Origin of the sequence: Pseudomonas wenzhouensis (assembly GCF_021029445.1) — a bacterium.
GTDB classification, from domain to species: domain Bacteria; phylum Pseudomonadota; class Gammaproteobacteria; order Pseudomonadales; family Pseudomonadaceae; genus Aquipseudomonas; species Aquipseudomonas wenzhouensis.
Genome location: NZ_CP072610.1, coordinates 2,437,807 through 2,462,324, shown reverse-complemented (window position 1 = coordinate 2,462,324; position 24,518 = coordinate 2,437,807). Strand labels below are relative to the sequence as shown.

Here is a 24,518-nt window from a genome sequence, read left to right as displayed (position 1 = left end):
TGCGACTTGTCCATCATGCTTAGGGCTAAAGAGCATTCGACTTTGGTCGGAGCGTTAGTCGAGCGCTTCGACCTTGAGGCGTAGCGACATGTCTTCACGGCCCTGGGTAGTGTGTCTGCGCAGTACATCGCGGCCGCTGGAACTGGTTTCCTCGCTGACGCCGCCGAGTGTGATCCACTCACCTAGACGCCCGCTAACGCGCGTGTCGGTGCTCTGCACATCGACCACCCCGGGGCGGTGGTCATTCATGCGGTCACGCTGGCTACTGATGGAAACGTGCACCAACTCGCCGGTGAGGCTGGCCGTCACGTAGAAGCCGCGGGTGACGTCGCGGTACTGGGTGTCCTGGTAAACCTGGCCGTAAGGGCCGGTACGGGTGGTGGTCAGTGGCACGCTCTGGCCGACCTGGATCAGCGCCGGATAACCTTCGGTGGCCTGTACTTGCTGGGTACCGCCGCCACGGCTGTCAGTGCTGCGGCGAATGATGCGCACCTGGTCACGACCGTTCACTTCGCCGCGGCCGACCTGCACCTCGGCATTGCCGGCGCTGAGCGTGCCATCGACGCGATAGCCGCGATCGTTCTGGTAATGGCTGTCGGCGCTCTCCACGGTGATCAGCAGGCGACGCGGACGGGTGTCGAGTTGCTGCAACAGTACGCGCACCTCGCCGATCTTGGCCGGTGAGGCGTTGACGATCAGCTGGTTGCCGTAGGCGCTAACCTTGCCCTCGTTGCCGAGCATCGACTGCACCACGCCGAGCACGTCGTCGGCGGTGCGGTAATTCAGCGGGATCACCTCGGTCGCGGCTTGCAAAGGCAGGCACAGGCCGAGAAGCAGGGCGGCGAACAGCGTGCGCAAGGTCATAGCAGGAAGCTCCGCAAGTCAGGGTCGGTAATGCTGGTGTCCCAGGCCTGATCGAACTGGGCCTGGCGCTGGCGCACGCGCGCCGGATCGTTGTACAGGGTGTAGCCGGACTGCTGATCGAGTTCTGGGCGCAAGAACAAGCCTCTGTCGTCGGCGATCAGGAAGGCCAGTTCATCACTGGCGTAGTCCGGGTTGAGTTTGCGGATATGCAGATTGGAGGACAGCCGACGCGATAGGGCGAGCAGGCGATGGCCTTCCTTCACCGCACGGGTTGGATCGCGCAGCAGGATACGCAGGCGCGCCCGCGGGCTGTTCAGCAGGAAGCGGGTGCAGGCCTTCTGCACGCTGCTGTGGTGATAAAGCCAGGGCTCAAGATCGTCGGTATACAGGCACAGGTTGCGCTGGGCCTGCTGTATCAGTGCCAGGACATGCGAGCGCGCTTCCTGCGGTTTGCTGAAGCGCTCCAGGTGCTCATGCTGGCCGAGGGTGAACGGGGCGGGTTCCCATTGCGCCGCATCCGCCGTGACGGATTCGGGGTTATGCACGGCAAAACGCCCCGGCGACTCGAATTCGATGGCCGCCAGCTCAATGGGAACTGGCGTATCGATCGGGTCGACCGGGGCGTCTTTTTCGTTCATCTGGGTCTCTATTGGCTGGTGCGCACCATATCCACGTGCGGTATGCCGGCGTCGAGGTACTCTTCGCTGACAATCCTGAAGCCTAGCCTTTCATAGAACGGCGTCGCGTGCACCTGAGCGGTGAGCATTTGCTGATGCAGGCCGCGTTTTTCCGCTTCTGCGATCACCGCCTGCATCAGTTTCTCGCCGACCTTGAGGCCGCGCCAGTCCTTCAGTACCGAGACACGACCGATATGGCCATCCGGCAGCAGGCGCGCGGTGCCAACCGGGTAGTCACCTTCCTCTGCGAGAAAGTGCACGGCCTCGGTATCTTCGGCGTCCCACTCCAGTTCCGGCGGCACCGATTGCTCGGCGACGAATACGCTGTCGCGGATACGACGAAGCTCGGCATTGTCCCTATGCCAGTCCGCGACTCGGACGGAGATCTCACTCATCGGCAAATCCCAGGCTGCCTTGTTTGACCAGTTCCCACAGCAGGGTACGCCCCTCGTCGTCGGCCAGCCAGGCGCCGAGGTTTTCCACATGTAACGCATCGGCGCTGCAGATCAGCTTCAATAGCTCACGCAGGTGGGCCGAAACCAGGCGGCTCTGGCCACTGGCGAACAGCACCAGATCTTCACCGACTTCCGACCAGGCCATGCGCGCGCTGGGGTTGCGGATCAGGATCGCGCCATCTTCCAGGGCGCCGAGGAAGTCTTCTTCCTCGATCTCGATGCCGGCAACCAGCTCGGGGTACTTGGGTTCGGTCATGAACTGGCCGAACCAGGTCATCAGCAGGCGTTCGTCGCTCATGTGCTCGTTGAGCAGAGCCTTGAGGCGTTCCAGGGCATCGCGCTGGATCTGGTTGGGATCCTCGCTCGGCTGGATGTCGGCATCGCTGTAACGCTCTTCGTCGGGCAGGAACTGGCCGAGGAAATCAGTGAAATGGGTCAGTACTTCAGCGGCGCTCGGCGCGCGGAAGCCCACGGAATAGGTCATGCAATCATCCTCAGCGGTGCCACAGTGGGCGAGGCAGGGCGGCAGATAGAGCATGTCGCCGGGTGCCAGCACCCATTCATCGGTTGGTTCAAATTCAGCCAGGATCTTCAGATCGGCGTGGGGGAGCAGCGGGCTGTCGGCATCGCACATCTGGCCAATCTGCCAGCGGCGATGGCCGTGGGCCTGCAGCAGGAATACGTCGTAGTTGTCGAAATGCGGGCCGACACCGCCACCGGGGGCGGCGAAGCTGATCATCAAGTCGTCGATGCGCCATTTGGGCAGGAACTTGAAGTCTTCCAGCAGTTCGGCCACTTCCGGGACGAACTGGTCGACGGCCTGCACCAGCAGGGTCCAGTCGCGCTCGGGCAGGCCCTGGAAGGTGTCTTCGTTGAACGGGCCGCGCTGCAGTTCCCAGGGGCGCTTGCCGTGCTCGATCACCAGGCGCGATTCGACTTCTTCTTCCAGCGCCAGGCCAGCCAGTTCGTCCGGGCTGATCGGGCTTTCGAAGTCCGGGATCGCCTGACGCACCAGCAGCGGCTTCTTCTGCCAGTAGTCGCGCAGGAATTCACGGGCTGTGAGGCCACCCAGCAATTGCAGCGGAGTATCAGGATTCATCAGTAAGCCCTTGAAATAGATAAAAACCTTAAAACAAAAACGCCCGGCTCAGCCGGGCGTCCTCGAGGCTGGTCGCGCTTAGATACGCTTGGCCTGGGCCACGGCGTTACCAATGTAGCGCGCCGGGGTCAGTTGCTTGAGCTCTTCCTTGGCGGCGGCTGGCATGTCCAGGCCATCGATGAAGGCCAACAGAGCCTCTGGGCTGATGCCCTTGCCGCGGGTCAGCTCTTTGAGCTTCTCGTAGGGGTTCTCGATGGCATAGCGGCGCATCACGGTCTGGATCGGCTCGGCAAGCACTTCCCAGCAGGCGTCCAGATCGGCGGCGATGCGCTGCTCGTTCAATTCCAGTTTGCCGATGCCCTTGAGGCTGGCTTCATAGGCGATGACGCTGTGAGCGAAGCCGACGCCGAGGTTGCGCAGCACAGTGGAGTCGGTCAGGTCGCGCTGCCAGCGGGAGATCGGCAGCTTGCTGGCCAGGTGCTGGAAGATCGCGTTGGCGATGCCCAGGTTGCCTTCGGAATTCTCGAAGTCGATCGGGTTGACCTTGTGCGGCATGGTCGAGGAGCCGATTTCGCCGGCCACGGTCTTCTGCTTGAAGTAGCCGAGGGATATATAGCCCCAGACGTCGCGGTCGAAGTCGATCAGGATGGTGTTGAAGCGCGCGATGGCGTCGAACAGTTCGGCGATGTAGTCATGCGGCTCGATCTGGGTGGTGTAGGGGTTGAAGGTCAGGCCCAGGTCACCTTCGATGAACTGACGGGCGTTGGCTTCCCAGTCGATGCTCGGGTAGGCCGACAGGTGCGCATTGTAGTTGCCCACGGCGCCGTTGATCTTGCCCAGCAGCGGCACGGCAGCGACCTGAGCGATCTGCCGCTCCAGGCGGTAGACGACGTTGGCCAGTTCCTTGCCCAGGGTGGTCGGCGAAGCCGGCTGGCCGTGGGTGCGCGAGAGCATCGGCACGTCGGCGAACTTCACCGCCAGCTCGCGGATGGCGCCTGCCAGTTGCTGCATCAGCGGCAGCAGCACGTTGTCGCGGCCTTCGCGCAGCATCAGGGCGTGGGACAGGTTGTTGATGTCCTCGCTGGTGCAGGCGAAGTGGATGAACTCGCTGACCTTGTCCAGCTCCGGCAGCTTGGCAGCCTGCTCCTTAAGCAGGTATTCCACGGCCTTGACGTCGTGGTTGGTGGTGCGCTCGATTTCCTTGACGCGCTCGGCGTGCTCGACGGCGAAGTTCTCGGCCAGCTCGTTGAGCAGGGCATTGGCTTCGGCGGAGAAGGGCGCGACTTCCGGAATACCTTCGTGGGCAGCCAGGCGCTGCAGCCAGCGCACTTCGACCAGTACGCGGCTGCGGATCAGGCCGTATTCGCTGAAGATGGGGCGCAGGGCGCTGGTTTTGCCGGCGTAGCGGCCGTCGACGGGGGAAACCGCGGTGAGCGAGGAAAGCTGCATGTAGGCGTTCTCGAGCTGTCGGGCTGAAAAGTCATCCTGGATCGCTGTGCATCGCGCCGGCTTCGATGAAGCGGGCGCTAGCTCAGGTGCCTGGACGACCTCTGACGAAAAGGGCGCATATCATACATGAAAACCGGCGCTTGGCCGCCTATGCCCTGCGTCTTGCGACCGATAACAGACTGGCGGCAAAAATCAGCGCCGCGCCGAACAGCGAGAGGGTGTCTGGTGTTTCGCCCCAGAGCAGCCAGGCGATGAGGCCGGCGAAGACGATGGCCAGGTAGGCGACCGGGCCGATCAGTCCGGGCGGCGCCAGGCCGTAGGCGCGTGACATGATCACCTGGCTGGCGGTGGCCAGCAGGCCGATGCCCAGCAGCCAGCCAAGCTGGTTGGCGTCCAGCGGCTGCCAGCTCCAGGTCAGCGGGATGGCGGAAAACAACGCGGAAAACAGCGAGAAATAGAAGACGATGCGGGTCGCCGGCTCGCTGTCGCTCATCTCTCGAATGGAGACGAAGGCAAAGGCCGCCAGCAGGCTGGCAGCCAGGCCGGCCAGGGCTGGCCCTTCGAATAATGCTGCGCTGGGTTTGGCTACCAGCAGTACGCCACACAAGCCAATCAGGCTGCTGATCAGCATGCGTCGGGTCAGTGGTTCCTTGAGCCAGATATGCGCGATCAGCGGAGTGAAGACGGGGGCCGAATAGGTGAACAGCATGGCGTCGGCCAATGGCAGATGGGCGATGGTATAAAAGAAGCAGTACATCGCCGCCAGGCCATAGGTGGTGCGCCACAGATGGGACTTCAGGCGTGTCGTGCGCAACGGGCGAATGCCGCGCACCAGCAGCAGCGGCAGGAAGAACAACACGCCGACCAGGTTGCGGAAGAACACCACTGACTCGTTGTTGACGCTGACGGAAATCTCGCGGATGCCGACTCCGGTGAAGGCAAACAGCAGCGCCGAGAGCGCCAGCAGCAGGGCACCCTGAAGGGGTTTGACGTTGCGGCTGGCGGGCTCCATGGTCAGTTTCGCGTCATGTCGTAGAGCGCTTTGAGCAGCTTGCCGCGACTGAATACCAACTGCCAGCGGTGGCCGCCGAGCTGACGCCACAGACGCGCCGAGCGGATGCCGGCGAGTAGTAGCGCGCGAATTTTCGCCGCATTGTTAGGCTGCTGCAGGAAGCGCATGTCGCCATGCACCTGGATGCGCTGGCGGAAGGTGCTGATGGTGTCCTGATAGAGGCCGCCGCAGGCAGCGATGACGTTGTCGTGGACCAGGCCGAAATGTTCGACCTGTTGCTGGATCTGATCCAGCCGACTGCCCATGATCTGCAGCATGTCGCTGCGTTTATCCAGTTGCCGCTCCAGGCCGATCATCGCCAGCGAATAACGCAACGGCTCGCGCTGCAGGGCGGATGGATTGCGTTCCAGCGAGCTGATCAGGGCGCGATAGCCATCACGCAGGTTGAGGTCGTCGCCACCGTATACATCCAAAGTGCTTTTCGGGTCGCGCACCAGCAGGCTGCCGAGCATGCAGCCCATCGAGGCTTCGCTGACCTGGCCAGTGCGGGCGATCTTGTCGGCCAGTACGGCGGCTTCGAATACGGCGCCCAGGGCAACCAGTTGTTCCTGCATCGGGCTCATCGGGCGTCCTCGTACCAGGCTTCTGCGGTTTCGATCACGCCGCCGCCGAGGCACACCTCGCCGTCGTAGAACACTACGGACTGACCCGGAGTGACGGCGCGTTGCGGTGCGTCGAACACGGCGCGATAGCCGTTCTCGGTTTTCTCCAGGGTGCAGGCCTGGTCGCTCTGGCGGTAGCGCACCTTGGCGGTGAGGCGGCGCGGCGTGCTCAGATCTACGGGGTTTACCCAGTAGATGTCTGAGGCGAGCAGGGCGCGGGAGAACAGCCAGGGGTGCTCGTTGCCCTGACCGACGATCAGCACATTGCGTGTCAGATCCTTGCGCAGTACGTACCAGGGATCATCGCTGGCATCCTTGAGGCCGCCGATACCGAGCCCCTGACGCTGGCCGATGGTGTGGTACATCAGGCCGTGGTGACGGCCAATGACCTGACCGTCGGTGGTCTCGATATCCCCGGGCTGCGCCGGCAGGTACTGCTTGAGAAAATCGCTGAAACGACGCTCACCGATGAAGCAGATGCCGGTGGAATCCTTCTTCTTCGCCGTGGCCAGCTCGTATTTCTCGGCGATGGCGCGCACTTGCGGCTTTTCCAGTTCGCCGACCGGGAACAGGGTCTTGGCGATCTGTTCGCCGCCGACAGCGTGCAGGAAGTAGCTCTGATCCTTGTTCGGATCCAGGCCCTTGAGCAGTTCGGTGCGGCCATCGATGTCGCGGCGACGCACGTAGTGACCGGTGGCGATCAGATCCGCGCCGAGGCTCAGGGCGTAGTCGAGGAAGGCTTTGAACTTGATCTCGCGGTTGCACAGGATGTCCGGGTTCGGCGTGCGTCCGGCCTTGTATTCGGCCAGGAAATGCTCGAACACGTTGTCCCAGTACTCCGCAGCAAAGTTGGCGGTGTGCAGCTTGATACCGATGCGGTCGCATACGGCCTGGGCGTCGGCCAGGTCATCCATGGCGGTGCAGTATTCGGTGCCGTCGTCTTCGTCCCAGTTCTTCATGAACAGGCCTTCGACCTGGTAACCCTGTTCGATTAGCAGCAGGGCGGAAACGGACGAGTCGACGCCGCCGGACATGCCGACGATCACGCGTTGGGTGTTGGGTGCTTGCATGGGAATCTGCGAGTGAAGCCTGAAAAGTTGTCGAGTCTACCAGAAAGCCCGGCCCAGGTAGGGCGCGCCAGCCCGTAGCTCGGATGAAGTCCGGGAAGGTCATGCCAAGCACCCCCGGATTTCATCCGGGCTACGCTTAGTCACGCAGCAGTTCCAGAGAACCTCGTATGCCGGCCAGGTAATCGTCCACGCAGCGCAGCACCAGCTCGCTGCGCCAACGCTCCGGCTGGGCGGCCAGCTCGTCACGGGTCAGCCAGGTGATGCCGCTGATGTCGCTGTCCAGTTCGCGTTCAGGGTCATGGCGCACGGGGCGGGCGCTGAAGCACACGCGCTGGTAGGTCACGCCGTTGCTTGGTGCGGTGTAGAGATAGATGCCGAGCAGGGCAGTCAGCTCCACGTCCCAGCCGGTTTCCTCGAGGGTTTCGCGCAGTGCGGCTTCGCGCAGCGATTCGTTGGCTTCAAGGTGTCCGGCCGGCTGGTTGAGCACCATACGGCCAGCCTTGAATTCTTCGACGAACAGAAAACGGCCATTCTCTTCGATCACCGTGGCCACGGTTATATGCGGTTGCCAGTCCATTTCGGTGCTCCAGAAAAAGGTCGATGAGCAGGATTTTGCGGCGGCGAGTGCTGCTCGCGAAAGTTCTGCTTAAAAAAGAACCCCGGCGCAGGGCCGGGGTTCTTTTGACACTCAAGCCTTATCAGGCATTCAGTGCAGCCAGCGCAGCGTTGAAGGTGGCGCTGGGGCGCATCACCTTGCTGGTCAGCTCGGGGTTGGAGCGGTAGTAGCCGCCGATGTCAGCCGGCTTGCCCTGTACGGCGGCCAGTTCGCTGACGATGGTCGCTTCCTGCTCGGTCAGTTGCTTGGCCAGCGGGGCGAAGTGCGCTTTCAGCTCGGCATCGTCATTCTGCTCGGCCAGAGCTTGTGCCCAGTACAGCGCCAGGTAGAAGTGGCTGCCACGGTTGTCGATCTCGCCGACCTTGCGCGCCGGGGACTTGTTGTTGTCCAGCAGCTTGCCGGTGGCCTGATCCAGGGTCTTGCCCAGTACCTTGGCCTTGGCGTTGTTGGTCTTGATGCCGGTTTCTTCCAGCGACACGGCCAGGGCCAGGAACTCGCCCAGGGAATCCCAGCGCAGGTAGTTCTCTTCGACCAGCTGTTGTACATGTTTCGGAGCCGAGCCGCCGGCACCGGTTTCGTACATGCCGCCACCCGCCATCAGCGGAACGATGGACAGCATCTTGGCCGAAGTGCCCAGCTCCATGATCGGGAACAGGTCGGTCAGGTAGTCACGCAGTACGTTGCCGGTTACCGAGATGGTGTCCTGGCCGCGGATCATGCGTTCCATGGACATGCGGATGGCTTCGTTGTAGCCCATCATGCGGATGTCCAGACCGGTCAGGTCGTGGTCCTTGAGGTACAGCTCGACCTTCTTCTGCAGTTCGCGGTCGTGGGCGCGCTCCGGGTCTAGCCAGAAGATGGCCGGGGTGTTGGACTGACGGGCGCGGGTAACGGCCAGCTTGACCCAGTCGCGAATCGGCGCGTCCTTGGTCTGGCAGGCGCGCCAGATGTCACCGGCTTCGACTTCGTGCTGCATCAGCACGGTGCCATCGGCTGCGACGACGCGCATGGTGCCGTCTGCGGTCATTTCGAAGGTCTTGTCGTGGGAGCCGTATTCCTCGGCCTTCTGCGCCATCAGACCGACGTTCGGTACGCTGCCCATGGTGGTCGGATCGAACGCGCCGTTGGTTTTGCAGAAGTTGATCATTTCCTGATAGATGCGCGCGTAGGTGCTCTCAGGCATGACGGCCTTGGTGTCTTTCTGCTTGCCGTCCTTGCCCCACATCTGACCGGAGTTGCGGATCATCGCCGGCATCGAGGCGTCGACGATCACGTCGCTCGGGATGTGTAGGTTGGTGATGCCCTTGACCGAGTCGACCATGGCCATTTCCGGGCGATGGGCGTAAACCTCGTGGATGTCATGCAGGATTTCTTCCTGCTGCGAGGCCGGCAGGGCCTTGATCTTGTCGTAGACGCTGCTGATGCCGTTGTTCGGGTTGACGCCCAGTTCCTTGAACAGCTCGCCGTACTTGTCGAACACGTCCTTGTAGTAAACGCTGACGGCGTGACCGAAGACGATCGGGTGGGAGACCTTCATCATGGTCGCCTTGACGTGCAGGGACCACATCACGCCGGTTTCTTTGCAGTCCTGCAGGGTCTTCTCGAAGAAGTCGCGCAGTTTGTTGCAGCTCATGAACATGCTGTCGAGCACTTCGCCTTCCTGCAGGGCGAGTTGCTTCTTGACTTCGACCTTGCCGTCCTTGCCGACGAACTCGATGCGCACGTCACCGGCCTTGGCCATGGTGATCGACTGTTCGCTGGAGAAGAAGTCGCCGCCACGCATGTAGTCGGCGTGGGACTGCGAAGCCATGCTCCACTTGCCCATGCTGTGCGGGTGCTTGCGGGCGTAGGCCTTGACCGCGGCCGGGGCGCGGCGGTCGGAGTTGCCTTCACGCAGTACCGGGTTCACGGCGCTACCCAATACCTTGCTGTAACGGGCGCGCACTTCCTTGTCTTCGTCGCTTTGCGGGTCTTCCGGGAAGTCCGGGATGTTGTAGCCCTGGGCCTGCAGCTCGGCGATGGCGGCCTTGAGCTGCGGTACGGAGGCGCTGATGTTCGGCAGCTTGATGATGTTGGCGTCCGGCTGCAGAGTCAGCTCGGCCAGCTTGGCCAGGTCGTCGTCGATGCGCTTGTCGGCGTCCAGGCGGTCGGCAAAGCTTGCCAGGATCCGCCCAGCAAGAGAGATGTCGCGGGTTTCAACGGAGATGTCAGCCGATGCGGCAAAGGCTTCTACTATTGGCAGAAGCGAATAGGTGGCAAGGGCCGGAGCTTCGTCGGTGAAGGTGTAGATGATCTTCGAAGGGGTGGACATTTAGGGTTAACTCTCTTCTTTGCTGAGCGCGCATAGAAACTCGACCTGCGCGTGTGGCGCGAACTCCAGGATGGTGGAGCCGGGTCGAGGACTCGCCGCGGTGATGTTGGATGCACCCGTAGAGTGTCGAGCAATTCGAGCCGCTAAACAGTGGTGGCCGTTTACCGGTTGCAAGAGGTTGCTGCCTGGTTCAGGCAGGCTGCCCCTTATGACTCGTTAGTCACCTAAGCAGTATACCACTGCGACGCCTCGTCGCAGAATGCCCTGTTGAATAAGACCTTTGCACATGTGTCTGTGGTTCGTGGTTTGCGCTACTCTCGGGAGTGCACACTGTCTAACCACAAGATGGAGTCCAGCATGGGATACCAAAAGATCCAGGTGCCAGCCAGCGGTGACAAAATCACCGTCAACGCCGATATGTCGCTGAATGTTCCAGACAATCCGATCATCCCGTTCATCGAGGGTGACGGTATTGGTGTCGATATTTCCCCGGTGATGATCAAGGTGGTCGACGCTGCGGTTGAGAAGGCCTACGGCGGCGCCCGCAAGATCTCCTGGATGGAGGTTTATGCCGGCGAGAAAGCCACTCAGGTTTACGATCAGGACACCTGGCTGCCGAAAGAAACCCTCGAGGCCGTGCGTGATTACGTGGTCTCGATCAAAGGCCCGCTGACCACGCCCGTAGGCGGCGGCATCCGTTCATTGAACGTAGCCCTGCGCCAGGAGCTCGACCTTTATGTCTGCCTGCGCCCGGTGCGCTGGTTCGAGGGCGTGCCCAGCCCGGTGAAGAAACCGGGTGACGTGGACATGGTGATCTTCCGCGAGAACTCCGAAGACATCTATGCCGGCGTCGAGTGGAAGGCCGGCAGCCCTGAAGCCGAGAAAGTCATCAAGTTCCTCACCGAGGAAATGGGCGTCAAGAAGATCCGCTTCACCGAAATGTGTGGTATCGGCATCAAACCGGTCTCCGAAGCGGGCACCAAGCGCCTGGTGCGCAAGGCATTGCAGTACGCAGTCGATAACGACCGCAGCTCGGTGACTCTGGTGCACAAGGGCAACATCATGAAGTTCACCGAAGGTGCCTTCAAGGAGTGGGGTTACGAAATCGCGCGTGACGAATTCGGTGCCGAGCTGCTCGATGGCGGCCCTTGGATGCAGTTCAAGAATCCGCGTACCGGCAAGAATATCGTGGTCAAGGACGTGATTGCCGACGCCATGCTCCAGCAGATCCTGCTGCGTCCGGCCGAATATGACGTGATCGCCACGCTCAACCTCAATGGCGACTATCTGTCCGACGCCCTGGCGGCCGAAGTCGGTGGCATCGGTATCGCGCCGGGTGCCAACCTGTCCGACTCCGTGGCGATGTTCGAGGCGACTCACGGCACGGCGCCGAAATACGCCGGCCAGGACAAGGTCAATCCGGGCTCGGTCATTCTCTCGGCCGAGATGATGTTGCGTCACATGGGCTGGGCCGAGGCGGCCGATCTGATCATCAAGGGCACCAACGGCGCCATCGCTGCGAAGACCGTGACCTATGACTTCGAACGTTTGATGGAAGGTGCGAAGCTGATGTCGTGCTCCGAGTTCGGCGATGCGATGATCAGCCATATGTAGGCTGATTAAGGTGTGAAAAAAAGGCCGGTCAAATGACCGGCCTTTTCGTGTTAAGCACATCCATGTGCTTCGTATTCGATGAAGCTGTGGGTCAGGATGCTCAGACTTCGGCAGTGCTCGCGATACTCTGCGTCTGGGTGGCTGCCACGGGGGCATCCTGAGTGGCGCTGGCTGCGCTGATATTGACCGCATGCAGACCTTTGGGGCCTTGCACGATCTCGAAGCGGACCGGCTGACCGGCCTTGAGCGTTTTATAACCGTCCATCTGGATGGCCGAGTAGTGGGCGAACAGGTCCTCATCTCGGCCGTCGGCCAGGATGAATCCATAGCCTTTGGCGTTGTTGAACCACTTGACCTTACCGCTGAGCATGCTGATATCCCTCTGCAAAGGACTCCATCTCTGGAGTATCATCCACTTCATTCCGCGCGATAACCGACCAGGCCGGGCGAAGGCGCGGAATCCCTGATACCCGCGTATGGGTACTCATTTGTTGTAACACCCTTTTGCCGTTAGTCAAGGCTATACGGCGGATGGCTGAGAACTCAGTCAAACTCCTTCTAGTATCCCTGTTCGCCCGGCCCTGAACCTCTGATTTCAGCATGCATGCAAGTAGCCAGATTCGACTAACATTCAATCAGGATCACCCGGCAGAGCATGAGGATGATTCCTCTGGTATTGCTGTTCAGGAATCCAAGCCCGCATTGCAGGCACCACCGATGTACAAGGTGGTCTTATTCAATGACGACTACACCCCGATGGATTTCGTCGTCGAAGTGCTCGAAACCTTTTTCGGTATGAACCGTGAGCTAGCGACCAAGATCATGCTCGCCGTCCATACGGAAGGGCGTGCGGTATGTGGTGTGTACACCCGTGATATTGCAGAGACCAAGGCGATGCAGGTCAATCAGTACGCGCGGGAATGTCAGCATCCGCTACTCTGTGAAATAGAGAAGGACGGTTAACGCCGGCCACTTGGGTATGAGGTGAAGCTATGTTGAATCGAGAGCTCGAAGTCACCCTCAATCTGGCTTTCAAGGAGGCCCGTGCCAAGCGTCATGAGTTCATGACGGTCGAGCATCTGCTGCTCGCCCTGCTGGACAACGAAGCGGCTGCCAGTGTCCTGCGGGCCTGTGGGGCCAACCTCGACAAGCTGCGCCATGATCTGCAGGAGTTCATCGACTCCACCACGCCATTGATTCCTCAGCACGATGAAGACCGCGAAACCCAACCGACCCTAGGCTTTCAGCGTGTGCTGCAGCGTGCGGTATTCCATGTTCAGAGCTCCGGCAAGCGTGAAGTCACCGGCGCCAACGTGCTGGTGGCGATCTTCAGCGAGCAAGAAAGCCAGGCGGTATTTCTGCTCAAGCAGCAGAGTGTCGCTCGTATCGATGTGGTCAACTACATCGCGCATGGCATTTCCAAGGTGCCGGGTCATGGCGAGCACCATGAGAATGATCAGGAGATGCAGGATGAGGAGGGGGGAGAATCCTCCGCGTCCAGCAATCCGCTTGATGCCTACGCCAGCAACCTCAACGAACTGGCGCGCCAGGGGCGTATCGACCCGCTGGTAGGGCGCGAGCATGAAGTCGAGCGTGTTGCGCAGATTCTCGCCCGTCGGCGCAAGAACAACCCGCTACTGGTAGGCGAGGCCGGTGTCGGCAAGACAGCCATCGCCGAAGGCTTGGCCAAGCGTATCGTCGACGAGCAGGTGCCTGATCTGCTGGCCGACAGTGTGGTCTATTCCCTGGATCTCGGTGCACTGCTGGCCGGTACCAAATACCGCGGCGACTTCGAGAAGCGCTTCAAAGCGCTGCTCAATGAGCTGCGCAAGCGCCCGCACGCCATCCTCTTCATCGACGAGATTCACACCATCATCGGTGCCGGTGCGGCCTCGGGCGGAGTCATGGATGCCTCCAACCTGCTCAAGCCGATGTTGTCCTCGGGTGAGATTCGCTGCATTGGTTCCACCACCTTCCAGGAATTTCGCGGCATCTTCGAGAAGGACCGTGCGCTGGCACGGCGCTTCCAGAAGGTCGATGTGGTCGAGCCGTCGGTAGAGGATACCGTCGGCATTCTTAAGGGGCTCAAGGCGCGCTTCGAGCAGCATCACAACATCGAGTACAGCGACGAGGCCCTGCGTGCAGCGGCCGAGCTGGCTGCGCGCTACATCAATGATCGGCACATGCCGGACAAGGCCATCGATGTCATCGACGAAGCGGGTGCCTACCAGCGTCTGCAGCCGGAAGACAAGCGCGTGGCGCGTATCGAGGTCGCACAGGTCGAGGATATCGTCGCCAAGATCGCGCGGATTCCGCCGAAACACGTCTCCAGCTCCGACAAGGAGCTGCTTCGCAATCTGGAGCGTGATCTCAAGCTCACCGTATTCGGTCAGGATGCTGCCATCGATTCGCTGGCAACCGCGATCAAGCTGTCGCGTGCCGGCCTCAAGGCGCCGGACAAGCCGGTCGGCTCCTTCCTGTTCGCCGGGCCTACCGGCGTGGGCAAGACCGAGGCAGCGCGGCAATTGGCCAAGGCCATGGGCATCGAGCTGGTGCGTTTCGACATGTCCGAGTACATGGAGCGCCATACCGTGTCGCGCCTGATCGGTGCGCCGCCTGGCTATGTCGGTTTCGATCAGGGCGGCCTTTTGACCGAGGCGATTACCAAGCAGCCGCATTGCGTGCTGCTGCTCGATGAGATCGAGAAGGCGCATCCGGAAGTCTTCAACCTGCTGCTGCAAGTGATGGATCACGGTACGCTGACCGACAACAACGGGCGCAAGGCGGATTTCCGCAACGTGATCCTGATCATGACCACCAACGCCGGCGCGGAAACCGCCTCGCGTGCCTCGATCGGCTTCACTCAGCAGGATCACTCCACCGATGCCATGGAAGTGATCAAGAAGAGCTTCACGCCGGAGTTCCGCAACCGTCTGGATACCATCATCCAGTTCGGCCGCCTTAGCCACGAGACGATCAAGAGCATCGTCGACAAGTTCCTCACCGAACTGCAGGCGCAGCTGGAGGACAAGCGTGTCACGCTTGAAGTCAGCGATGCGGCGCGTAGCTGGCTGGCCGAGCGCGGTTACGATGTGATGATGGGCGCGCGGCCGATGGCGCGTTTGATCCAGGACAAGATCAAGCGTCCACTGGCGGAGGAAATCCTCTTTGGCGAGCTGGCCGAGCATGGCGGTGTGGTGCACATCGACATCAAGGATGGCGAGCCCAGCTTCGAGTTCGAGACGGCGGCAGAGGTCGCCTGATCGAATGGCCTCAGGTGTACTGAAAGCTCTGGTGGCTTTCAGTACACCAACGAAAACGCCCGGCAGATGCCGGGCGTTTTCGTTTGGTGCTTGGCTTAACGGGCGCGGTAGGTGATGCGGCCCTTGCTCAAATCATAAGGCGTCAGCTCAACGCGCACCTTGTCACCAGTGAGAATGCGGATGTAGTTCTTGCGCATCTTGCCGGAGATGTGCGCGGTAACGACGTGCCCGTTTTCCAACTCCACGCGGAACATGGTGTTGGGCAGGGTGTCGACGACAGTGCCTTCCATTTCGAAGCTGTCTTCTTTCGACATGCAGTAAAGCCCTCGGTATCCAGGAAATGGCCCGGTGCAACTGGCGCCAGGCAAAAGCGGCGTGCATTGTGCCCGAAAACAGGGGGCTGCGCCAAGTGGCTTGGAGGGCGGGGCGTGTTGGATACCACGCAGGCGTCAGGTCAGCAGCGTCCAGCGCTGGTTTACGAAGAGTTCGATTGGGCGGTACTGGGTCTTGTAGTTCATCTTGCGGCAATTCTTGATCCAGTAGCCGAGATAGACAGCCTGCAGCCCCTGGCGTGCAGTCTCGCCAATTTGCCAGAGAATGGCGAAGCGGCCCAGGCTACGGCGCTCTTCGGTCGGGTCATAAAAGGTATATACCGCCGATAGGCCGTTCGGCAGAAGGTCGGTGACGGCAATCGCCACCAACCGGCCCTGCAGGCGGAACTCGTAGAAGCGTGAAAAGGGCAGGTCGCGCACCAGGAAGGTGGAAAACTGATCGCGGCTGGGTGGGTACATGTCGCCATCGGCATGGCGCTGCTCGATGTAGCGTACGTAGAGGTCGTAATATTCTTCGGTGAATACCGGGCGTACGCAGCGCACGCTGATGTCTTCGTTGCGCTTGAGAATGCGTCGTTGCTGCCGGTTGGGGCTGAAGTGCGCGGCTGGAATGCGTGCCGGAATGCAGGCAGTGCACTGTTGGCAATGCGGGCGGTAGAGGTGATCGCCACTGCGGCGAAAGCCCATTTCCGACAGTTCGGCATAGACCAGCGCATCCATGGGCTGGCTGGGGTCGAGAAACAGGGTGGTGGCCTGTTCTTCCGGCAGATAGCTGCATGGATGAGGTTGAGTGGCATAGAACTTCAGGCGGGCCAGCTCGGTCATGGCGCAATCTCGAAAAAGCCTTGTTGAGAGTGTATGCCAGGCTTGGCCGCTCGACTAGGCAGGCCAGTCTGCTTTGCTGGGCAGGTCGAGATGCTGCTGCAGGTATTCGGCGAAACGGGCGCGGGGTATGGCCCTGGCGCCGAAGCTGTGCAGGTGCTGCGTCGGCATCTGGCAGTCGATCAGTACAAAGCCCCAGTCTCGAAGTTTGCCGACCAGTGTGGCGAAACCGACTTTCGAGGCATTGTCGGCGCGGCTGAACATGGATTCGCCGAAGAACAGCTGCCCCATCGCCAGGCCGTAAAGCCCGCCGACCAGTTGATCCTCCTGCCAGACTTCCACCGAGTGGGCGATGCCGCGCTCATGCAGCTGCAGGTAAGCCTCCTGCATGCTACGGGTAATCCAGGTGCCATCGGCGTAGGTGCGCGGCTCGGCGCAGGCCTGTATGACAGCGGCGAAGTCCTGATCGAAGGTGACGCGGTAGCGCTGCTGGCGCAGCAGCTTGGCCAGGCTGCGGGAGACATGCAGTTCCTCGGGGAACAACACCGTGCGTGGATCGGGTGACCACCAGAGAATCGGCTGGCCATCCTGAAACCAGGGAAAGCAGCCATGTCGATAGGCGCTGATCAGGCGGTCGGCGCTCAGATCGCCGCCGGCGGCCAGCAGGCCATTAGGCTCGCGCATGGCTTTAGCCAGTGGCGGGAACTGCAGTGAGTCACGTTGCAGCCAGGTGAGCATGTGCGCTTGTCCAGCGGAGGAGGGGAGGGCGAGCGGGGGCGCTCGCCCTTGTCCATCAGTTGCCGTCGAGAAACTTCTCGACGTCCAGTGCGGCCATGCAGCCGGCGCCGGCCGAGGTAATGGCCTGGCGGTAGACGTGGTCGGCCACATCGCCGGCGGCGAATACGCCCTCGATGCTGGTGGCAGTGGCATTGCCTTCGCTACCGCCTTTGATCTTCAGGTAGCCGTCATGCATGTCCAGCTGGCCGACGAACAGTTCGGTATTGGGTTTGTGGCCGATGGCGATGAACACGCCGGCCAGGGCCAGCTCCTTGGTGCTGCCGTCGAGGGTGCTTTTCAGGCGTACGCCAGTTACGCCGCTCTGGTCGCCCAGCACCTCATCCAGGGTGTGGTTCCAGTGCAGGCGCATGTTGCCGTTCTCGACCTTGTCGAACAGTTTGTCCTGCAGGATCTTCTCCGAGCGGAGCTTGTCGCGGCGGTGCACCAGGTGCACTTCCTTGGCGATGTTCGACAGGTACAGCGCCTCTTCGACGGCGGTATTGCCGCCGCCGATCACGGCGACCACCTGATTGCGGTAGAAGAAGCCGTCGCAGGTGGCGCAGGCCGAAACACCCTTGCCGGAAAACGCCTCTTCCGATGGCAGGCCGAGGTACTGGGCACTGGCGCCGGTAGCAATGATCAGGGCATCGCAACTGTAAGTGCCGCTGTCACCCTTGAGCACGAAGGGACGGCTCTGCAACTCGGCGGTATGGATGTGGTCGTAGATGATCTCGGTGTCGAAGCGCTCGGCATGCTTCTGCATGCGCTCCATCAGCGCCGGGCCGGTGAGGCCTTCGACGTCGCCCGGCCAGTTGTCCACTTCGGTGGTGGTGGTGAGCTGACCGCCAGGCTGGATGCCGGTGATCACGACGGGTTTCAGGTTGGCGCGCGCGGCATACACGGCAGCGCTATAACCGGCAGGGCCGGAACCCAGGATGATCAGGCGGGAATGCTTGACTTCGCTCATAAAAAAACCCCATAAGCCTTTGTCACAAAAGAGAATGCGTGCTCCAATTGAGCCGCATGGAAGCTGCTGGCGGCTATGCTACACCGAAGCAGGGTGGGTGCGGGAGCTTGGCAATTGGCCTCGGCGTCAGGCTGGCCCTACAATAAGCCGCTTGTGATCAACCACCAGATGGACGCGCCAAGGGCGCAGGAAATGGCTGTTTTGAAGAATTCCACCACCCAGATTACCGACTGGCGCCACAAGCTTCAGTACCGACTGAAGGAAGGCGCGTTGATCGCCCTGGGCGCGATGTGCCTGTACCTGCTGATGGCACTGCTGACCTATAACGTGGCCGACCCGGCCTGGGACAACAGTGTGCAGGTCGAGCGCATCATCAATGCCGGTGGCAGCATTGGCGCCTGGCTGTCCAGCGCGTTGTTCGGCGCCCTGGGTTACTTCGCCTACATCTTCCCCCTGTTGCTGGCCGCCAAGACCTGGCAGGTGTTTCGCACCCGTAATCAACCCTGGCACTGGAATGGCTGGCTGTTTTCCTGGCACAGCATCGGCCTGGTCTTCCTGATTCTTTCCGGCGCAGCGTTGGGTGACATTCATTTTGCCGCCGCGGCCGGCATGCAGGGTTCCGGCGGCGGCATGCTGGGTGCCAGCCTGGGCGATTTGGCCGTGCATGCGCTGAACGTACAAGGCAGTACGCTGATTTTTCTGGCGCTGTTCCTGTTCGGTTTGACCGTATTCACCGACCTGTCCTGGTTCCGCGTGATGGATCTGACCGGCAAGATCACCCTCGATCTGCTTGAGCTGATTCACGGTGCCATCACCAGCTGGTGGAACGCCCGCAGCGAACGCAAGCAGATGAAGATTCAGCTGCGCGAGCTGGACGAACGCGTTATCGAGGTGGCCGCGCCGGTGGTGTCCGATCGTCGTGAGCAGGCCAGGGTCAAGGAGCGTCTGCTCGAGCGCGAAGAGTCGCTGAGCAAGCACATGAGCGAGCGCGAGAAACGCCCTGCGCCGGTCATCGCCACGCCGCCAGTGGTCAAGGCGCCAGAGCCGAGCAAGCGCGTGCAGAAGGAAAAACAGGCGCCGTTGTTTGTTGACAGCGCGGTGGAAGGCACCTTGCCGCCGATTTCCCTGCTCGACCCGGCGGAAGCCAAGAAGGTCGAGTATTCGCCGGAGTCGCTCAAGGGCGTCGGCCATCTGCTGGAAATCAAGCTCAAGGAGTTCGGCGTCGAGGTCGCGGTGGATTCGATCCACCCGGGCCCGGTGATCACCCGCTACGAAATTCAGCCGGCTGCCGGGGTCAAGGTCAGTCGCATCGCCAACCTGGCCAAGGATCTGGCGCGTTCGCTGGCCGTGACCAGCGTGCGTGTGGTCGAGGTCATTCCGGGCAAGACCACCGTTGGTATCGAGATTCCCAACGAGAACCGCCAGATCGTGCGTTTCTCCGAAGTGCTGTCGACCCCCGAGTATGACGAGGCCAAGTCACCGGTCACCCTTGCACTGGGGCACGACATCGGCGGCAAACCGGTGATCACTGATCTGGCCAAGATGCCGCACCTGCTGGTGGCTGGCACCACCGGTTCCGGTAAGTCGGTGGGTGTGAACGCGATGATTCTGTCGATTCTGTTCAAGTCCAGCCCGGAAGACGCCAAACTGATCATGATCGACCCGAAAATGCTCGAGTTGTCGATCTACGAGGGCATTCCGCACCTGCTGTGCCCGGTGGTCACCGACATGAAGGAGGCGGCCAACGCCCTGCGCTGGAGCGTCGCCGAGATGGAGCGTCGCTACAAGCTGATGTCGAAGATGGGCGTGCGCAACCTGGCGGGCTTCAACCGCAAGGTCAAGGATGCCATCGAGGCTGGCGAGCCGCTGACTGACCCGCTGTTCCGCCGGGAAAACCTGGACGACGAAGCGCCGCTGCTCAAGCCGCTGCCGACCATCGTGGTGGTGGTCGACGAATTTGCTGACATGATGATGATCGTTGGCAAGAAGGTCGAAGAGCTGATCGCACGTATCGCGCAGAAGGCGCGTGCGGCCGGTATTCACCTGATTCTCGCCACCCAGCGCCCGTCGGTGGACGTGATCACCGGTCTGATCAAGGCCAATATCCCGACCCGCATGGCGTTCCAGGTATCGAGCAAGATCGACTCGCGCACCATCATCGACCAGGGCGGTGCTGAGCAATTGCTTGGCCACGGTGACATGCTCTACATGCCGCCCGGCACCAGCTTGCCTATTCGTGTTCACGGCGCCTTTGTCTCCGACGATGAAGTGCATCGCGTGGTTGAGGCCTGGAAGCTGCGTGGCGCACCGGATTACAACGAGGACATTCTCGCCGGCGCCGAAGAGGCTGGCGGTGGTTTCGAAGGCGGCAGTGGTGGTGAAGGCGGCGAAGGCAGCGAGGAAGATCCGCTGTACGACGAGGCCGTCAACTTCGTGCTGGAAAGCCGTCGCGCTTCCATTTCCGCCGTGCAGCGCAAGTTGAAGATCGGTTACAACCGCGCCGCGCGGATGATCGAGGCAATGGAAATGGCCGGCGTGGTCAGCTCGATGAACACCAACGGCTCACGCGAAGTGCTGGCGCCCGGTTCATCCCGTGACTGAGTGTTACCGTCACGGATAAACCGCTGATTTCGCGGTCTACAGGATTCACGGCAGCACGGGCTGCCGAGCAGTGCGAGGCCTGCAGTAGCTTCGCCGTTCTCATTCGACTCAAGGGGTTTATATGCGTGTTATCCGCCTGCTGATGCTGGCTGCTCTGAGTTTTACCCTGCTGAACGCACAGGCCGATGAAGAGGTGGCAAGCAAGCGGCTGAGCGAGCTGCTCGGCCAGGCCCAGACCATCAGTGCGCGCTTCTCGCAGCTGACCCTCGACGCCAGCGGCACGCAATTGCAGGAAACTGCAGGGCAACTGGCGCTCAAGCGTCCGGGCATGTTCCGCTGGCACACCGATCAACCCATGGAGCAGCTACTGGTCTCCAATGGCGAAAAGGTCTGGCTGTACGACCCGGATCTGGAGCAGGTGACCATTCAGACACTCGATCAGCGCCTGACCCATACCCCGGCATTGCTGCTGTCCGGCGATGTGTCGCAGATTCGCGAGAATTTCGAGATCGACTACAAGGAAGGCGGCAGCGTGGTCGACTTCATCCTCAAGCCCAAGGCCAAGGACAGCCTGTTCGACAGCCTGCGTCTGTCGTTCCGCAATCGTGTGCTCAACGACATGCAACTGATCGACAGCATCGGTCAGCGCACCAACATCCTGTTCCTCAATGTGAAGATGAACGAGCCGGTCGAAGACCACCTGTTCACCTTCGACATCCCCGAAGGCGCGGACGTCATCCAGGAGTAAGGCGTGGATCTGTTCGGCCGCCAACCCGTCGCGCAGCCCCTGGCTGCGCGTTTGCGTGCTACCAGCCTGGACGAGTACGTCGGCCAGGAGCATGTGCTGGCGCCAGGCAAACCGCTGCGTGAGGCGCTGGAGCAGGGCGCCTTGCACTCGATGATCTTCTGGGGACCGCCCGGGGTGGGCAAGACCACCCTGGCGCGCCTGCTGGCCAAGGTCACTGATGCGCATTTCGAGACCATCTCGGCCGTGCTCTCCGGGGTCAAGGAGATTCGCCAGGCGGTCGAAGTGGCCCAGCAGCATGCGGCTCAGTATGGTCGTCGCACCATTCTCTTCGTCGACGAAGTGCACCGCTTCAACAAGAGCCAGCAGGACGCCTTCCTGCCCTATGTGGAAGACGGCACGCTGATCTTCATTGGTGCCACCACCGAGAATCCTTCGTTCGAGCTGAACAATGCGCTGCTCTCGCGGGCCCGCGTCTACGTGCTCAAGAGCCTTGACGAGGCGGCGATGCGCAAGCTGGTCAATCGCGCGTTGACCGACCCGAAAGGCCTGGGCGAGCGCCATCTCAGCCTGCCGGACGAGGCCTTTCAGATCCTTCTGGCTGCCGCCGATGGCGATGGCCGTCGTTTGCTCAACTTCCTCGAGAACGCTGCAGACCTGGCCGAGGACGATGGCGAAATTGGGGTGGAGCTGCTGCAGAACCTGCTGGGCGACAGCCGCCGCCGTTTCGACAAGGGTGGCGAAGCCTTCTACGACCAGATTTCCGCGCTGCATAAATCGGTACGCGGCTCCAGCCCGGACGGCGCGCTGTACTGGTACGCGCGTATGCTCGATGGCGGCTGCGACCCGCTGTACATCGCCCGCCGTGTGGTGCGCATGGCCAGCGAGGATATCGGCAACGCCGACCCGCGCGCGCTGACCCTGTGTCTCAATGCCTGGGACGTGCAGGAGCGCCTGGGCAGCCCGGAAGGCGAGCTGGCCGTGGCTCAGGCCATCGTTTATCTGGCCTGTGCGCCGAAGAGCAACGCGGTGTATGCGGCCTTCAAGGCGGCCATGCGTGATGCCGCCGAGCAGGGTTCGCAGGAGGTGCCGCTGCACCTGCGCAACGCACCGACCAAGCTGATGAAGCAGCTCGGCTACGGTGACGAATATCGCTACGCGCACGATGAGCCGGATGCCTATGCGGCCGGTGAGGACTATTTTCCCGAGTCGTTGCAGCCGCGCCAGTATTACGAGCCTGTACCGCGCGGTCTGGAACTGAAGATTCGCGACAAGCTGCAACATTTGCGCAGCCTGGATGCCAGCAGCCCGAAGCGGAGGAGAACATGATGTTTCGTGTAGCGCTGGCTGTCGCGGTAGGGGGCGCTGCGGGTTCGCTCATGCGTTTTCTGGTCGCCAGTTGGGTGGCCGGCAACTGGCCCCGGCATTTCTATCTGGGCACTTTCGCGGTAAACATCATCGGTTGCCTGCTGATTGGCCTGCTTTCCGGCCTGTTCCTCACGCGTACCGATCTGCCATTGGAGCTGCGCACCGGGCTGATTACAGGCGTCTTGGGTGGCTTCACCACCTTTTCGTCCTTCAGCCTGGAAATCATGAAGCTGCTGGAGGGCGGTCGCGCGCCCGAGGCCTTCGGTTACCTGGCATTGAGTATCATCGGCGGTCTACTGGCCGCCTGGGCCGGTTTGAGCCTGGCTCGATTGGCATCCTGACCCGCTAAAGCTTTACACTCGGCAACCCGCGTCACGCTGGTGGCCGCTACCTTTTTTCGTCGATGTATTGAGACCCGAACATGCTCGATTCCAAACTTGTCCGCACGCAACTCACCGAAATCGCCGAGCGCCTCGCCACCCGTGGCTTTGCCCTCGACGTCGCCCACTTCGAGGCCCTGGAGAGTCAGCGCAAGTCGGTGCAGGTTCGCACCGAGCAACTGCAGGCCGAGCGCAACAGCCGCTCCAAGTCCATCGGCCAGGCCAAGGCACGTGGCGAAGATATCGCGCCGCTGCTGGCGGAAGTCGATCAGATGGGCAGCGACCTGGAAGCCGGCAAGCGTGAGCTGGACGCCATCCAGGGCGAGCTGGACAACCTGCTGCTGAACATTCCCAACCTGCCGCACGAGTCCGTGCCGGTGGGCGCCGATGAAGACGGCAACGTCGAGGTAGCACGCTGGGGCACGCCGCGCAGCTTCGATTTCGAAATCAAGGATCACGTCGCCCTCGGCGAGCAGCACGGCTGGCTGGACTTCGAGACCGCTGCCAAGCTGTCTGGCGCGCGCTTTGCCCTGTTGCGCGGCCCCATCGCCCGCCTGCATCGTGCCCTGGCGCAGTTCATGATCAACCTGCACACCGGCGAGCACGGTTACGAAGAGGCCTACACCCCGTATCTGGTGCAAGCCCCGGCGCTGCAGGGCACCGGCCAACTGCCGAAATTCGAGGAAGACCTGTTCAAGATCGCCCGTGAAGACCAGGCCGATCTGTACCTGATCCCGACCGCCGAAGTCTCGCTGACCAATATCGTCGCTGGCGAAATTCTCGATGCCAAGCAGCTGCCACTGAAGTTCGTCGCCCATACCCCGTGCTTCCGTAGCGAGGCGGGCGCCTCTGGCCGCGACACCCGCGGCATGATCCGTCAGCACCAGTTCGACAAGGTGGAGATGGTGCAGATCGTCGAGCCGTCCAAGTCCTTCGAGGCGCTGGAGGGCATGACCGCCAACGCCGAGCGCGTGCTGCAACTGCTGGAACTGCCGTACCGCAAGCTGGCCCTGTGCACCGGCGATATGGGCTTCTCCGCGGTGAAGACCTACGACCTGGAAGTCTGGGTGCCGAGCCAGGACAAGTACCGCGAGATTTCTTCCTGCTCCAACTGCGGCGACTTCCAGGCGCGTCGCATGCAGGCGCGCTACCGCAATCCGGAAACCGGCAAGCCGGAGCTGGTACACACCCTCAATGGCTCCGGCCTGGCAGTCGGTCGCACCCTGGTGGCGGTACTGGAGAATTACCAGCAGGCTGACGGCAGTATTCGTGTGCCCGAAGTGCTCAAGCCTTATATGGGCGGTATCGAGGTGATCGGCTAAGCCGGTTCAGCGGGGTGGCACGACCGCTCCGTTTCCAAACGGCACGCCTGACGATGGTCGCCGCGCGTAGGGTGTGCTGTGCGCACCAAGGTCTTTCCGCGTAGTTCGGTGC

23 protein-coding genes are annotated in these 24,518 nt (G+C 61.5%); 8 read left to right on the top strand and 15 right to left on the bottom strand.

Going from position 1 to position 24,518, the window contains the following annotated elements; translation table 11 throughout:
• Positions 1-54: 54 nt before the first annotated feature.
• The 10 genes from J7655_RS11295 to J7655_RS11250 all read right to left on the bottom strand — a co-directional run bounded on the left by J7655_RS11295 (position 55) and on the right by J7655_RS11250 (position 10,215).
• Positions 55-864, bottom strand: a complete 810-nt coding sequence (locus tag J7655_RS11295; protein ID WP_230924524.1) for a secretin N-terminal domain-containing protein — start codon at positions 862-864, stop codon at positions 55-57.
• Positions 861-1,502 carry a DUF7931 domain-containing protein gene (locus J7655_RS11290; RefSeq protein ID WP_230924523.1) on the bottom strand — a complete coding sequence of 214 codons (642 nt, stop codon included), beginning with the start codon at positions 1,500-1,502 and terminating at the stop codon, positions 861-863. The genes J7655_RS11295 and J7655_RS11290 overlap by 4 nt, the downstream gene beginning before the upstream one ends.
• Before the next feature lie 8 nt (positions 1,503-1,510).
• Positions 1,511-1,936 (bottom strand): GNAT family N-acetyltransferase, encoded by a 426-nt coding sequence (locus tag J7655_RS11285; protein WP_013715487.1) that lies wholly within the window; start codon positions 1,934-1,936, stop codon positions 1,511-1,513.
• Positions 1,929-3,095 (bottom strand): ribosomal protein uL16 3-hydroxylase, encoded by a 1,167-nt coding sequence (locus J7655_RS11280; RefSeq protein WP_230924522.1) that lies wholly within the window; start codon positions 3,093-3,095, stop codon positions 1,929-1,931. Before J7655_RS11280 ends, J7655_RS11285 begins: the two co-directional genes overlap by 8 nt.
• A 78-nt stretch (positions 3,096-3,173) precedes the next feature.
• Positions 3,174-4,544: an adenylosuccinate lyase gene (purB, locus tag J7655_RS11275; RefSeq protein ID WP_230924521.1), complete on the bottom strand. Its 1,371-nt coding sequence runs from the start codon at positions 4,542-4,544 to the stop codon at positions 3,174-3,176.
• Positions 4,545-4,692: 148 nt separating this feature from the next.
• Entirely contained in the window at positions 4,693-5,556 is an 864-nt protein-coding gene (locus tag J7655_RS11270; protein WP_230924520.1) for a DMT family transporter, read from the bottom strand.
• A 2-nt stretch (positions 5,557-5,558) separates the two neighbouring features.
• Positions 5,559-6,179, bottom strand: coding sequence for a high frequency lysogenization protein HflD (gene hflD, locus J7655_RS11265; RefSeq protein ID WP_230924519.1), 621 nt, complete (start codon positions 6,177-6,179; stop codon positions 5,559-5,561).
• Positions 6,176-7,288, bottom strand: coding sequence for a tRNA 2-thiouridine(34) synthase MnmA (gene mnmA / locus J7655_RS11260; RefSeq protein ID WP_230924518.1), 1,113 nt, complete (start codon positions 7,286-7,288; stop codon positions 6,176-6,178). Before mnmA ends, hflD begins: the two co-directional genes overlap by 4 nt.
• A 136-nt stretch (positions 7,289-7,424) precedes the next feature.
• Entirely contained in the window at positions 7,425-7,865 is a 441-nt protein-coding gene (locus tag J7655_RS11255) for an NUDIX hydrolase (protein ID WP_230924517.1), read from the bottom strand.
• Between the two features lie 121 nt (positions 7,866-7,986).
• Positions 7,987-10,215 carry an NADP-dependent isocitrate dehydrogenase gene (locus J7655_RS11250; protein WP_230924516.1) on the bottom strand — a complete coding sequence of 743 codons (2,229 nt, stop codon included), beginning with the start codon at positions 10,213-10,215 and terminating at the stop codon, positions 7,987-7,989.
• A gap of 357 nt (positions 10,216-10,572) precedes the next feature.
• Between J7655_RS11250 and icd the strand changes: the two genes are divergently transcribed.
• Entirely contained in the window at positions 10,573-11,829 is a 1,257-nt protein-coding gene (gene icd, locus J7655_RS11245; protein ID WP_230924515.1) for an NADP-dependent isocitrate dehydrogenase, read from the top strand.
• A 100-nt stretch (positions 11,830-11,929) separates the two neighbouring features.
• Here the strand turns inward: icd and cspD are convergent, their stop codons facing one another.
• Positions 11,930-12,199 carry a cold shock domain-containing protein CspD gene (gene cspD / locus J7655_RS11240; RefSeq protein WP_017360860.1) on the bottom strand — a complete coding sequence of 90 codons (270 nt, stop codon included), beginning with the start codon at positions 12,197-12,199 and terminating at the stop codon, positions 11,930-11,932.
• Between the two features lie 230 nt (positions 12,200-12,429).
• On the opposite strand from cspD, the gene clpS reads away from it, so the two are divergent.
• The gene (clpS, locus tag J7655_RS11235; protein ID WP_147810860.1) at positions 12,430-12,792 is read left to right on the top strand and encodes an ATP-dependent Clp protease adapter ClpS; all 363 of its coding nucleotides are present in this window, start codon (positions 12,430-12,432) and stop codon (positions 12,790-12,792) included.
• 29 nt (positions 12,793-12,821) lie between these two features.
• On the top strand, positions 12,822-15,092 hold the full coding sequence (gene clpA, locus J7655_RS11230) for an ATP-dependent Clp protease ATP-binding subunit ClpA (protein WP_230924514.1): 2,271 nt from the start codon (positions 12,822-12,824) through the stop codon (positions 15,090-15,092).
• A gap of 95 nt (positions 15,093-15,187) precedes the next feature.
• On the opposite strand, the gene infA is transcribed toward clpA, so the two are convergent.
• The 4 genes from infA to trxB all read right to left on the bottom strand — a co-directional run bounded on the left by infA (position 15,188) and on the right by trxB (position 17,990).
• Positions 15,188-15,406: a translation initiation factor IF-1 gene (gene infA, locus J7655_RS11225; protein WP_002553999.1), complete on the bottom strand. Its 219-nt coding sequence runs from the start codon at positions 15,404-15,406 to the stop codon at positions 15,188-15,190.
• A 135-nt stretch (positions 15,407-15,541) separates the two neighbouring features.
• Complete coding sequence (locus J7655_RS11220) at positions 15,542-16,249, bottom strand: arginyltransferase (RefSeq protein ID WP_230924513.1); 708 nt, start codon at positions 16,247-16,249, stop codon at positions 15,542-15,544.
• A gap of 54 nt (positions 16,250-16,303) precedes the next feature.
• Positions 16,304-16,984 carry a leucyl/phenylalanyl-tRNA--protein transferase gene (gene aat / locus J7655_RS11215; RefSeq protein ID WP_230924512.1) on the bottom strand — a complete coding sequence of 227 codons (681 nt, stop codon included), beginning with the start codon at positions 16,982-16,984 and terminating at the stop codon, positions 16,304-16,306.
• 55 nt (positions 16,985-17,039) lie between these two features.
• Positions 17,040-17,990 (bottom strand): thioredoxin-disulfide reductase, encoded by a 951-nt coding sequence (gene trxB, locus J7655_RS11210; RefSeq protein WP_230924511.1) that lies wholly within the window; start codon positions 17,988-17,990, stop codon positions 17,040-17,042.
• 192 nt (positions 17,991-18,182) lie between these two features.
• Between trxB and J7655_RS11205 the strand changes: the two genes are divergently transcribed.
• The 5 genes from J7655_RS11205 to serS all read left to right on the top strand — a co-directional run bounded on the left by J7655_RS11205 (position 18,183) and on the right by serS (position 24,406).
• A complete protein-coding gene (locus tag J7655_RS11205) occupies positions 18,183-20,591 on the top strand; it encodes a DNA translocase FtsK (protein ID WP_420850870.1) in 2,409 nt (802 codons plus the stop codon).
• 121 nt (positions 20,592-20,712) lie between these two features.
• A complete protein-coding gene (lolA, locus tag J7655_RS11200) occupies positions 20,713-21,339 on the top strand; it encodes an outer membrane lipoprotein periplasmic chaperone LolA (RefSeq protein ID WP_230924510.1) in 627 nt (208 codons plus the stop codon).
• A gap of 3 nt (positions 21,340-21,342) precedes the next feature.
• Positions 21,343-22,665: a replication-associated recombination protein A gene (locus J7655_RS11195; RefSeq protein ID WP_230924509.1), complete on the top strand. Its 1,323-nt coding sequence runs from the start codon at positions 21,343-21,345 to the stop codon at positions 22,663-22,665.
• Positions 22,665-23,045, top strand: coding sequence for a fluoride efflux transporter CrcB (gene crcB, locus J7655_RS11190; RefSeq protein WP_230927714.1), 381 nt, complete (start codon positions 22,665-22,667; stop codon positions 23,043-23,045). Before J7655_RS11195 ends, crcB begins: the two co-directional genes overlap by 1 nt.
• A gap of 80 nt (positions 23,046-23,125) precedes the next feature.
• Complete coding sequence (serS, locus tag J7655_RS11185) at positions 23,126-24,406, top strand: serine--tRNA ligase (protein WP_230924508.1); 1,281 nt, start codon at positions 23,126-23,128, stop codon at positions 24,404-24,406.
• The last annotated feature ends 112 nt before the right edge of the window (positions 24,407-24,518 follow it).